Below are 11,954 nucleotides of genomic sequence, written 5' to 3' on the forward strand. Positions count from 1 at the left end.
TCTCTTCTTTAATGTTGTTATGGGGTAAAGAGAAGCATCAATACCCATCACATTAAAACTATTTATAAAAATGAGTACATTTGAAGAATTGGGAGTTATTCCGGAAATCCGGCAGGCTATTACGGAATTGGGATTTGAAAATCCTATGCCGGTACAGGCGGAAGTGATCCCACAATTACTTTCCCATAAGAGAGACATTATTGCCCTGGCACAGACCGGTACGGGCAAGACGGCTGCATTCGGCATTCCCGTCATTCAGAAAACAGATCTTTCACTGTTATCACCGCAAACGGTAATCCTTTGTCCTACCAGAGAGCTATGCCTGCAAATAGCAGGAGACCTTACCGATTTTTCCACCTATGTGGAAGATCTGAAAATACTTCCTGTATATGGAGGATCGAGTATCGAAAGCCAGATACGGACATTAAAAAGAGGGGTTCACATTATCGTGGCAACCCCCGGCCGGCTTATCGACCTGATTAACCGAAAAACGGTTTCGTTGAAACATGTACATACTATTGTACTGGATGAAGCCGATGAGATGTTGAACATGGGTTTTTCGGAAAGTATTGATGAGATCCTTTCGAGTGTGCCTGAAAGTCGTTCTATGTTGCTCTTCTCGGCTACAATGCCGAAGGAGATCGAGAAGATCACCCGTAAATATATGAGTGATCCGGTTGAGATCACCATCGGCAGAAAAAATGAAGGCGCCCAAAACGTGAGGCATCTCTATTATATGGTGCATGCCAAAGATAAATATCTGGCATTGAAAAGGATTGTGGATTATTATCCCAATATATACGGAATTGTTTTTTGCCGCACCAGAAAAGAGACCCAGGAGATTGCCGACAAACTTCTGCAGGACGGATATGATGCCGATTCTTTACATGGCGACCTGTCGCAGGTACAGCGCGACTATGTGATGACTAAGTACAGGAACCATAATCTTCAGATACTGGTTGCTACTGATGTAGCTGCACGGGGATTAGATGTGGATGATGTAACCCATATCATTAACTTCGGGTTACCCGACGATTATGAAGTATATACTCACCGTAGCGGCAGAACCGGTCGTGCCGGAAAGACGGGAACCTCTATTTCCATTATCCATATAAAAGAAAAAGGAAAGATCGCACAGATCGAAAAACTGATCAATAAACAATTTGAAAAACGGACTATCCCCAAAGGTGATCTTATCTGTGAAAAGCAATTGTTCAATTTTGTGGACAAGATTGAGAAAGTAAAGGTCAACGAAGAGGAGATCGACCGGTTGTTACCCTCTATTTTCCGTAAATTGGAGTGGCTTGAAAAAGAGGATATCATCAAACGGGTGGTATCGCTTGAATTCAATCGTCTGATTGAATATTACCGTCAGGCGGAGGAGATCTATGAACCGGAAGAGAGATCATCGAAGGGCAGGAGAGAGGATACACGTTCGGAGAGAGGAGGCAGACGCCAGCACAACGGAGTAGTCCAACCTGAAAAAGGGTATGCCCGTCTGTTTATCAATATAGGGAAAATGGATGGAGTGAATCCTGCTACACTGATGGGTTTTATCAATGAACATGTAAAAGGTAAAGTGCCGGTAGGCAGGATTGACCTGATGAAGAATTTCTCCTTTTTCGAAATACCGGAAGAGCTTGCCCCGAAAGTGGTAAAAGCCTTCAAGGGGATGTATATCGAAGACAGGAAACTGGTTGTTGAAGTCTCTCGGGATGAAAACAGACCGCAAAAGGAGAAGAAGCAATTCTTTGAATCTTTCGAAGGGAAGAAAAAGAAAAAACATAAGGGGAAAAGATAACAGGTGCGTTATGAAACAACAGCGTCACAATTGAGTATTAATGTGTATAAACGGGGTTTTTACCCCGTTTTTTTATTATCCCACAGTATTATAATTAAAAACTTAATAACATTGTAACCGAACCGTAATCGATCTGTAACATTTATAAAAGACCTTTGTGCCAAAAATCTAACGTAAAGAATAATTTGTGAGATATAAATTTGATTTGTCAATATTATCCGTTCTCTTGTTTTTTCTTGTCTTTCCGGTGTATTCATATTCCCAGACAGGCACCATCAAAGGAAAAATAGTGGACGCCCAAACCAATGAACCGCTCATAGGTGCATCGGTACTGATAGAAGGAACCACCAGCGGAGCTGCCGCCGACTTAGACGGCAATTATATCATACAGAATGTAGGTACAGGTACTTATACGCTCATTGCATCGTATGTTGCCTATCAAAGTGAGATAAAGACCGGTATTGTTGTCAAAAGTAACAACGAAACAACAGTCGATTTTTTATTGAGTACCGATGATATCAGCCTACAGGAAGTGGAGGTTGTAGCACGGGCAAACCGTGAGAGTGAGAACATCCTGTTGATGGAACAGCGACAGGCACTTTTAGCCACGCAGGCTGTCGGTGCACGCGAACTGTCGAGAAAGGGAATTGGTGATGCGCAGGCAGCCGTTGCACAGGTATCCGGAATTTCCAAACAGGAAGGGGTAAAGAATGTATTTGTCCGCGGATTGGGAGACCGCTATAATGTTACCATGCTCAATGGGTTTCCTATTCCTTCGGAAGATCCGGAGTACAAAAATATAGCACTCGAGTTTTTCGGGACCGATGTCATTCAAAATATAAGTGTAAATAAAGTATTCAGCGGAAGTCACTACTCCGATGTGGGCGGTGCCGGTATTAATATTATTCCGAAGGAGTTGGCCGGTGAATATGCTTTAGCGCTTGACCTGTCCGGTGGTTTGAACACAACGGCGATAGGCGCTGATTTTTTACGTCAGGACGGTTCTGGCTATTTTGGTTTTGCCAATACCGATCAACCTTCTGATGGTCAACATAATTTTTCAAACAGCCTCAATCCGGAAGTGATTTCTATGCCGTTGAACCATAGTTATGGTCTTTCCGGTGGTAAATCGTTCCGGTTGGGGGAAAACAACAATCCTTTGTCGTTTTTCATTGTAGGCTCCCATAGCACAGAATATTCCTATACGGAAGAAATTGTCCGTAATACAACAAACGACGGGACCATTTATCAGGATCAGACAGGAGATAAATATTCACAGACAACGAGTCAGCTCGTACTGGGTAACGCCATACTCGGCCTTAACCGTAAACACAATCTACAATATAATTTTATGCTGGTTCACACCAATGACCAATATGTGGGTGAATACAGTGGATACAATTCAGAGCGTCATCAAGGCGCCACAGGGTACATAGGTTTTGTAAGAAGACAACAGACCAATGATAATATGTTGATTGTAAATCAATTGTTATCTGACTGGAAATTGACTGGTTCGATGAAGCTTGAAGCGGGTATTTCTTACAACTCCATAAAAGGTTTGGAGCCTGACCGGAGAGAGACTTATTTTTCTTTTAAGGATGATAATGTGTATGACCTGACCAGAAGTAACAGAAATAAGCGCTTCTTTTCCGATCTGAAAAGTAATGATGTAAATGCAAGAGCTGCCCTCATTCTCAAACTAAACAACCGTTTCGGAACGGATAATTCGGAGCTGAAGATAGGGTATAATGGACGCCTTGTAGATGATAAATTCAATGCGATCGAGTATAATTATAGCCCAATGGGCATGCCTACTTTCTCTATTGAGAATTTGGATGTGGATAAACTGTTTGAGGAAAATCTGGCTAACGGACTATTAAGAATGGATATCGGTGAGCCGAATTCATACGTTGTTACGAAACAGATCCATTCCGGTTTTGCAGAAGTATCTTATCAGTTGGCAAAAGCGTTGACGGGAAATATTGGTTTTAGGATGGATAGGGTGGATATGGAGGTAGATCACGATGTGCAACATACGGAGCCCGGTCAAGTACCTCTTAAGAAAAATTATTTCCTGCCAAGCCTCAATCTGAAATATGATCTGAATGACAAAAACAGTCTTCGTCTGGGAATAAGTAAGACATATACCCTACCACAATCGAAAGAGATCTCTCCCTACCAGTATGTGAACATATCGTTTTCCAGTCAGGGTAATCCCAACCTGAGACCTTCAGACAACTATAATGTGGACCTGAAATGGGATTATTATATAAGCCCGGGGGAACTGTTATCTGTGACGGGTTTCTATAAGTATATTGTCGATCCTATCGGACGTGTAGATCAGGGAAATTCTGCAGGATTGCTTACGTATGACAATATCAGTGATCATGCCCTGGTGGGAGGTGTGGAATTTGAATTGCGAAAGAATATCTTTAATCGCTTCAGTATGCAATTGGAGCGGATGGACAGGCTCTCTGCCGGGTTGAATGCTTCTTATATTTACACTGATCTCGAATTGAATATTCTCAACACTGATCCCAGAAAAAGCGGATTGGAAGGTGCTTCACCTTTCCTCGTGAATTTCGATCTGTCGTACAACTACACAAAAAAGGAGAAGAGTTTCGTGGGTTCTTTCATTTTCAATTATTTCAGCGATCGAATTCACACCATTGGTGCAAGAGGGTATAAAGACATTATCGAAGGGAGTGTTCCTACACTCGACTTTGCTTCATCCTACAGTTTCAATAAATATTTTTCTTTAAAGCTGAAAGCGGCGAATCTTTTGAATGCCACTTACAGGTTATCGAGGGAAAGTGATGCCCCGAATGAAAAAGTGGTCCTCAATGAATTTAAGAAAGGACTGAATATCAGCTTAGGAGTAAGCTATCAATTTTAATGACAACCTATTTTATTACATTATTTATTCACTAAATGATTGACAAGATGAAAAAGATTTTTTTTAGTTTTTTGATGTTTGCTGCAATGTTGACACCGGTTGTGTTGACTTCCTGCGGTGATGATGACAATGACAATGGAACCGATCCTACGGATGATAATAAATTGTCCGGATCAATTCAGGATACAAGAACCCTCGATGCCTCCGTGGAATATCTATTGACCGGTCCGCTAATCGTAGAAGATGGCGCTACATTAAATATTCCTGCCGGAACCACCATTAAAGCCCAGAAAGGATTCGGAAGCTATATTCTGGTACTACAGGGAGGTAAGATCAATGTAAACGGTACTGCCGAAGCGCCTGTAACAATGACCGCCAACATAGAGAATGCGGAACAGGGACACTGGGGTGGATTGATTATCAACGGGAGAGCTCCTCTCTCTGGAGGCGAGACCGGTAAGACGGAAATCAATAACGCCTATACGTACGGTGGAACCAACGCTGCAGATAATTCAGGGTCTATCTCTTATTTGATACTTGCCTATACCGGAGCCCGTTCAAGTGCCGATGTGGAACACAATGGACTTACACTGAACGGTGTCGGTAACGGTACCAAAATTGAAAATATTTACATTCCCGATGGTGCCGACGACGGTATCGAATTTTTTGGTGGTTCCGTCAATGTAAAGAATCTGTTGGTAGTGAATTCTGATGACGATATGTTTGACATGACACAAGGTTATAACGGAACATTGGAGAATGCGTATGGGATCTGGGAGCCCGGATTTGTCAGTTCTGAAGAAGACCCCCGTGGTGTGGAAGCGGATGGAAATCTCGATGGAAACAGTCCCAATCAAACCGGTCAGTCTGACTTTACGATCAGGAACATGACCATTGACCTGCGTCTTCAACCCAGTACTACTGAAGGATATTTTATGCATGCTGTCTTGAAGATTCGTCGTGGAGCCAAAGCAACGATAGAAAATGCTTTGGTAAAAGGTCAGGGGCAAGCAAGAGACCTTGTAGATATGACCGATGGAAAAGGAGTTGGTAACCCTGCTTCCGTGATCAGTATTACAAACGCATTAAGCACTCCGTTAATGAATACCGTAGATGATGGTATTAAAGGTGTTGCTAATATAACAACTGACAATAATAACACCGGTTGTCCTACCGATATCTTTGCCTGGACGGGATATCAGTTTTAAAAAGTGTTATGCTATTAAGAGATAAAAAATACCTTGGTGCAAATCAAGGTGTTTTTTACTATATATATTACTGAGAAATAATGACTCTTGTTATTGTGTGGATATAATATTACAAAAGAAAAACGAATGAGAAATAAAATATGGTTATTGATGGCCGGTTTCTTTATAGTGCTGGGTCTGCCTGCACAGAGACCGCAGGACACACCGCAGTTATACCAATCGGGGGGAGTTTATTATCGGGACAGGGCGCAAATGGAACTCTATTCAGGAGATTACCGGGAGTATTACGAGAATAATACGATCAAGCTGGAAATGCAGATAAAGAACGGTCTGCCGGAAGGTCCTTATATTGTCTATTTCGAAAACCGGAAGCCCAAAGAGGTACGTTCCTATAAAAATGGGAAACTACATGGTCTGTGGAGGAATTATGACTTATCGGGGCAGCTGATCTCCGAAGCTGAATACAGGAACGGGCAAAAGCATGGGACATGGCGGATATGGGATGAATTGGGAACACAACGGTATGAAATGAACTACTACGACGGTAAAAAGATCGGGATCTGGAAAATGTGGAATGATAAAGGTGAGTTAATAGATGAGAAAAGATATTGATACTATTTTTTGGCATCAAAAAGATAAGATTTACATAATGAAAATAAATTGGAAATACAGTTTCGAATTATCGCTGTAATCTTAACAATATTGTAACAGGATCGTAACCAATTTGTAACATTTATAAGAGACCTTTGTGCCCAAAATAATTCGGCACTAAATGGACCCTATTTATTTAATCATTGTAATTATTCTTCTAGGCCTGGCAGCACTCGACCTCATCGTAGGTGTGGCAAACGATGCGGTCAACTTTCTCAATTCGAGTATCGGATCAAAAGTAGCACCCCTTTGGGTGATCCTCACGGTCGCCTCTATAGGAGTGATGATCGGGACGATGTTCTCCAGCGGGATGATGGAGATCGCCCGAAGTGGGGTATTTTATCCGGAGAAATTCACATTCCCGGCTATTATGATCCTGTTCCTGGCAGTGATGCTTACGGATGTTATTCTGCTTGACCTGTTCAATACGTTTGGATTACCTACTTCTACTACTGTTTCTCTGGTATTCGAACTACTTGGCGCAGCGGTGGCGGTTGCCCTGTTCTCCGTCTGGACTTCAGGATCGGGCGAACACATTGGCGAATTCCTTAACAGCGGGAAAGCCTTGGCTATTATTGGTGGTATATTTATTTCTATCGCTATTGCATTTGTAGCAGGTAGTGCCATTATGTATGTCTCCCGGTTAATATTTTCTTTCAATTATGCCAAGCCGTTTAAATATCTGGGCGCCATCTGGGGAGGTATTGCGCTTACAGCGATTACCTACTTTGCCATTTTTAAGGGATTAAAAGGAAGTGTGCTGGTAAGCCAGGGTATGCTCGATTATCTGGAACATAATATGGGAACTGCCCTTCTGTATACTTTTATCGGATGGACGGTGTTCATGGCGATACTCCAACATCTTTTCCGCGTAAAGATACTGAAAGTGATTGTGCTGACCGGAACCGCTGCATTGGCAATGGCATTTGCCGGGAACGACCTGGTGAATTTTATCGGTGTATCCATGGCTGGCTACGATTCATTCCAGATAGCGCGGGAAGTGACTGCTTCAGGAGGTGATATCAATCAACTCCATATGGGCCGGTTGTCAGAGCCGGTCGTCGCCAATATCTGGTGGTTGCTGGCTGCCGGAGTGATCATGGTGCTGGCGCTCTGGTTTTCCAAAAAATCCCGGTCTGTCACCGAAACGGAAGTAAATCTTGCCCGGAAAGGAGACGGAGTGGAGCGATTCTCCTCATCACCCCTTTCACGCCACATGGTAAGGAGCAGCCTCAATTTTAGTAAATCGATCAGTAAGATAATGCCTGCATCGGCAAAAAGTTTCATTAATAAACGATTCGAACCGGTAGAACTGGAAGACAAAGCCTCTTTCGATTTGATACGGGCATCCGTCAATCTTACTATTGCGGCTTTATTGATCTCGCTCGGGACATCGTTGAAATTACCCTTGTCTACCACCTATGTTACTTTTATGGTGGCAATGGGGAGCTCCCTGGCCGACCGGGCCTGGGGACGGGAGAGCGCCGTGTACCGGATTAACGGCGTTCTTACGGTGGTAGCAGGTTGGCTACTGACAGCATTGGTGGCTTTCACTGCCTCCATGATCGTGGGGTTGTTCCTGATGTGGGGTGGTAAGATCGCCCTCGCTGTCATGGTGTTCCTGGTTGTCTTTATCCTGTTTAAATCGGGTAGATTGCACTCCAAACTGAAATCCAAAGAACAGCAGCAACAACAAATCCTTTCCAGTGAACAACAACTGGTCGCATCCTGTAATAATGACGTGTATCTGATGCTGGAAAAAACGCTCTCGATCTATAAACGTGTAGTAGAAGGATTGAAAGATGAGGATAGAAAGCTTGTAAAGAAAGCGATGGGTGAAGCCTATGAGTTGTATGAAAGATTCAAGGATAAACGGGATTATGAGGTGGTACCCACGTTGGAAAGCATACAACTCAATGCACTGGATCTTGAACAGGAATATGTGCAGTTGGTAGACTACTCCTATGAGATTACCAAATCATTGAAAGCAGTAACAGAGAATACATTCCAGTATATCGACAACAATCACACCGCATTCTCAAAAGAACAGATCGAAGACCTGAAGGTCATTTATAAAATTCTTTCTGAAGCGTTTACAGAGTACGAGAAAATGGAAAAATCAGGAGATTACAACCAGTTTAGTCAGATAGTGAATATGCGGGAAACCATCCTGGATTTGAATCCCAAATTGACCAAACGTCAGATTAAACGGGTGAAAGCAGGAGAGTCGACTACCCGGAGCAGCATCCTTTTCCTGAATCTGGTCAATGAATCGAAAATCATCACGCTACAATCGAGTAATCTGATGAAGTCGCACCGTAACTTCAAGGCACAATACGCCAAGTCGGTATCAGAGCGAAATACCGGCTCACTACTTGCGAAAGTTTCTCTCGATATCTAAAGAGTATTAAGTAACAGTTGGGTAATACTATGTATTTATTATCCGATTTAGACATTGAGAGGCGGAATCGTTTCAGATCCCGCCTCTCTCTTTCAGTTTTTTTATTTATACTACCTATTTTTGCAATAAACTAACGTTAAGGTTTTGATTTTTTGTAAGGTCGATTTCAGTTGTATAGGGTTCGTAAGAAATCAATTCAACCGTTAGTTCATATTTGCCGGGATTTACATCTGAGATGCTAAATTGCCCCTCAAGGTCGGAATAATATTTCTTTCCGTCCACAATAATAGTCGCACCGGCAAGTGTCTCTTTGTTCTTATCGTCTACAACTGAGCCGGTCAGTTGTAACGCTTTCACATTCTCCACACGGTCTACCGATGTGGACTCTTTACTTTTCTTTTCGCTGTTATTGTCAGTGAAAGCAAAAGCAGACACCGAAATCAATAGAGAGCAACCGAATATTAATACAGATCTCATAATGGATGTTTTTTTGTCAACTTAATCTATAAAACCACACAAAAATAGGGAGATAACACCATATAGGGCGTTACGTTTTGATTAAGTTATAGTTAAGTTTTTGTTACAACCAAAACAATCCGGTATTTGCTTATTCAACCGTCACTGACTTTGCCAGGTTTCGAGGTTGATCCACATCGCATCCTTTTACTACCGCAATATGGTATGCCAGTAATTGAAGGGGAATAACAGCAAGCAAAGGGGCTAAGCAGGGCATGGTGGCGGGTACTTCTATGCTATGGGATGAGAGACCTTTTATTATATTGTCTCCCTCGGTGACTATCGAAATGATCCTTCCTTTACGGGCTTTTATTTCCTGAATATTACTCAGCACTTTTCCGTAAGTTTCGGATTGAGTGGCAATGGCTATAACCGGCATTTCATTGCTGATAAGCGCTATAGGGCCATGTTTCATTTCGGCGGCAGGATAACCCTCGGCATGTATATAGGAGATCTCTTTCAGTTTCAGAGCTCCCTCCAATGCTATCGGAAAATTGTACCCTCTACCCAGGTAAATACAGTTGCTCGCATAGGTAAACGTCTTCGCCAGTTCGGCAATCTGATCATTCTTCTTCAAGACTTCACTTACCTTGTCCGGTATCAGGCTTAATTCCCGGATCAGTTTCAGGTACTCATCGTGTGAAATTGTTCCGTTCTCCTTTCCGATGAGGATAGCCAGCATGGTGAGGACGGTCACCTGTGCCGTGAAGGCTTTTGTAGAGGCCACACCGATTTCAGGGCCTACATGGGTATAACACCCTGAGTGTGTATTTCTCGGAATAGATGAGCCTACTACGTTACAAATGCCGAAGATAAATGCTCCGTGCTGTTTGGCAAGTTCTACCGCTGCCAATGTATCGGCAGTTTCCCCCGATTGGGAGATGGCGATCACAATATCATTTTTGTGGATTACCGGCTTCCGGTAACGGAATTCGGATGAATACTCCACTTCGACCGGGATCCGGGCATACTCTTCAATTGCGTACATGCCGATCTGTGCAGCATGCCAGGAAGTACCGCAGGCAGTAATAATAATTCGTTTGGCATTCAGAAATTTCTCTCTGTTGTCGATAAAACCGGCCAAAGTGATATTATCCTTGTCGACATTCACCCTGCCCCGCATACAATCACTCAGGGAGTGAGGTTGCTCAAATATCTCTTTCAACATGAAATGGGGGTATCCTCCCTTCTCGAGTTGGCTGAGGGTCAGTTCGAGTTGCTGGATCTGCGGAGTTTTATCGATATTGCCTATTGTCTTTATCTTAAGTGGTTCGTTCCGTTTTATGGTGACAATCTCTTCCTCACCTATATAGGTGACCTTGTTAGTGTATTCAATGATGGGTGTTGCATCGGAACCGATAAAATATTCATCTTCTCCTATGCCTATCACCAAAGGACTACCCTTTCTGGCTGCCACAATCAGATCCGGATGGTGTTTGTCGAGAACGGCAATGGCATAGGCTCCGACAACCTGACTCAATGCCAGCTGTACCGCGGTGGGTAGATCGGTGGCATTTGTTTTCTTCATATATTCTATCAACTGCACCAATACCTCCGTATCGGTTTCGCTCTGGAATGTGTATCCCTCTTTCATCAACCCTTCTTTCAGAACCGTGTAGTTTTCAATGATCCCGTTATGAATGATGGCGATCTCTTCCGATTGTGAATAATGAGGGTGCGCATTATTATGATTCGGCTCTCCATGGGTTGCCCAGCGGGTATGCGCGATTCCGATCGTTCCTGCGATATCTTTTTGTTGTGCGAATTGCTCCAATTCATCTACTTTTCCTTTTGCCTTGTACACTTTGAGGTGTACATTATCTATCAAAGCGACTCCGGCACTATCATATCCACGATATTCGAGCCTGTGGAGCCCTTTCATTAAAATGGGGTAAGCTTGTCTATTACCGATATATCCGACTATTCCGCACATATATGATTAATTTTAAATGGATTGATGATATAAGAAGATAAATTGTCTACCGGATCGGGCAGACAACAAGGGGAATGTAATACTAAAAACCGACTGAATTTAACTGTCATGTTCGGGTGATTTTTAATAACGATGTGCAAAAATGCATTATCTTTTTGAAATATCAAAGAAAAAAGATGATATATTATTTAATATTATATGTTAATGATATGTTTTTACTTATAAAAATATCATTTTGATTTCAGATAAGTCGGTATTTAATCAAAATGTTTGTAGAAACTGGAAATACATATATCTTTTAATTTTACGGTATAATGCTTTGCCTGAGAGGTATGAGATATTATCTTTGTGATACCTATTTTGAAAAGTATGGCAAGAAAGAAACTCTCTCAAACACAGATTGCATTTATCATTATCCTTTGGATTGTACTGGTTGTCTATATCCTTTTATATGCAACAATAACCCCGTTCACTGTTATCTCCATTCTGATGTCGGGGGTAATTGTTTTTATTCCTGTTTACAGAAATCTAAAAAAATAGCTGTTTTA

The 11,954-nt window shown here is 42.3% G+C and carries 8 protein-coding genes; 6 read left to right on the forward strand and 2 right to left on the reverse strand.

Going from position 1 to position 11,954, the window contains the following annotated elements:
- The first annotated feature begins 70 nt into the window (after window positions 1–70).
- From F597_RS20030 to F597_RS0102810, 5 genes are all read left to right on the forward strand, one after another.
- Window positions 71–1,801, forward strand: coding sequence for a DEAD/DEAH box helicase (locus tag F597_RS20030; protein WP_019538188.1), 1,731 nt, complete (start codon window positions 71–73; stop codon window positions 1,799–1,801).
- 187 nt (window positions 1,802–1,988) lie between these two features.
- The gene (locus F597_RS0102795) at window positions 1,989–4,697 is read left to right on the forward strand and encodes a TonB-dependent receptor (RefSeq protein ID WP_019538189.1); all 2,709 of its coding nucleotides are present in this window, start codon (window positions 1,989–1,991) and stop codon (window positions 4,695–4,697) included.
- A 47-nt stretch (window positions 4,698–4,744) separates the two neighbouring features.
- Complete coding sequence (locus F597_RS0102800; protein ID WP_026327052.1) at window positions 4,745–5,905, forward strand: hypothetical protein; 1,161 nt, start codon at window positions 4,745–4,747, stop codon at window positions 5,903–5,905.
- A 126-nt stretch (window positions 5,906–6,031) separates the two neighbouring features.
- Window positions 6,032–6,517: a toxin-antitoxin system YwqK family antitoxin gene (locus F597_RS0102805; protein WP_019538191.1), complete on the forward strand. Its 486-nt coding sequence runs from the start codon at window positions 6,032–6,034 to the stop codon at window positions 6,515–6,517.
- Between the two features lie 160 nt (window positions 6,518–6,677).
- The gene (locus F597_RS0102810; protein ID WP_019538192.1) at window positions 6,678–8,957 is read left to right on the forward strand and encodes an inorganic phosphate transporter; all 2,280 of its coding nucleotides are present in this window, start codon (window positions 6,678–6,680) and stop codon (window positions 8,955–8,957) included.
- A 114-nt stretch (window positions 8,958–9,071) separates the two neighbouring features.
- Here the strand turns inward: F597_RS0102810 and F597_RS0102815 are convergent, their stop codons facing one another.
- Window positions 9,072–9,434: a carboxypeptidase-like regulatory domain-containing protein gene (locus tag F597_RS0102815; protein ID WP_019538193.1), complete on the reverse strand. Its 363-nt coding sequence runs from the start codon at window positions 9,432–9,434 to the stop codon at window positions 9,072–9,074.
- Between the two features lie 130 nt (window positions 9,435–9,564).
- A complete protein-coding gene (glmS, locus tag F597_RS0102820) occupies window positions 9,565–11,406 on the reverse strand; it encodes a glutamine--fructose-6-phosphate transaminase (isomerizing) (protein WP_019538194.1) in 1,842 nt (613 codons plus the stop codon).
- 369 nt (window positions 11,407–11,775) lie between these two features.
- On the opposite strand from glmS, the gene F597_RS22530 reads away from it, so the two are divergent.
- Window positions 11,776–11,946 carry a hypothetical protein gene (locus F597_RS22530; RefSeq protein WP_019538195.1) on the forward strand — a complete coding sequence of 57 codons (171 nt, stop codon included), beginning with the start codon at window positions 11,776–11,778 and terminating at the stop codon, window positions 11,944–11,946.
- The last annotated feature ends 8 nt before the right edge of the window (window positions 11,947–11,954 follow it).

Origin of the sequence: Proteiniphilum acetatigenes DSM 18083, from assembly GCF_000380985.1 — a bacterium.
Classification (GTDB): Bacteria; Bacteroidota; Bacteroidia; order Bacteroidales; family Dysgonomonadaceae; genus Proteiniphilum; species Proteiniphilum acetatigenes.

Bases quoted from the DNA above. Each gene is read 5' to 3' on its own strand.
- F597_RS20030 (WP_019538188.1), top strand. From the start codon at position 71: ATGAGTACATTTGAAGAATTGGGAGTTATTCCGGAAATCCGGCAGGCT.
- F597_RS0102800 (WP_026327052.1), top strand. From the start codon at position 4,745: ATGAAAAAGATTTTTTTTAGTTTTTTGATGTTTGCTGCAATGTTGACA.
- F597_RS0102805 (WP_019538191.1), top strand. From the start codon at position 6,032: ATGAGAAATAAAATATGGTTATTGATGGCCGGTTTCTTTATAGTGCTG.
- F597_RS0102810 (WP_019538192.1), top strand. From the start codon at position 6,678: ATGGACCCTATTTATTTAATCATTGTAATTATTCTTCTAGGCCTGGCA.
- F597_RS0102815 (WP_019538193.1), bottom strand. From the start codon at position 9,434: ATGAGATCTGTATTAATATTCGGTTGCTCTCTATTGATTTCGGTGTCT.
- glmS (WP_019538194.1), bottom strand. From the start codon at position 11,406: ATGTGCGGAATAGTCGGATATATCGGTAATAGACAAGCTTACCCCATT.
- F597_RS22530 (WP_019538195.1), top strand. From the start codon at position 11,776: ATGGCAAGAAAGAAACTCTCTCAAACACAGATTGCATTTATCATTATC.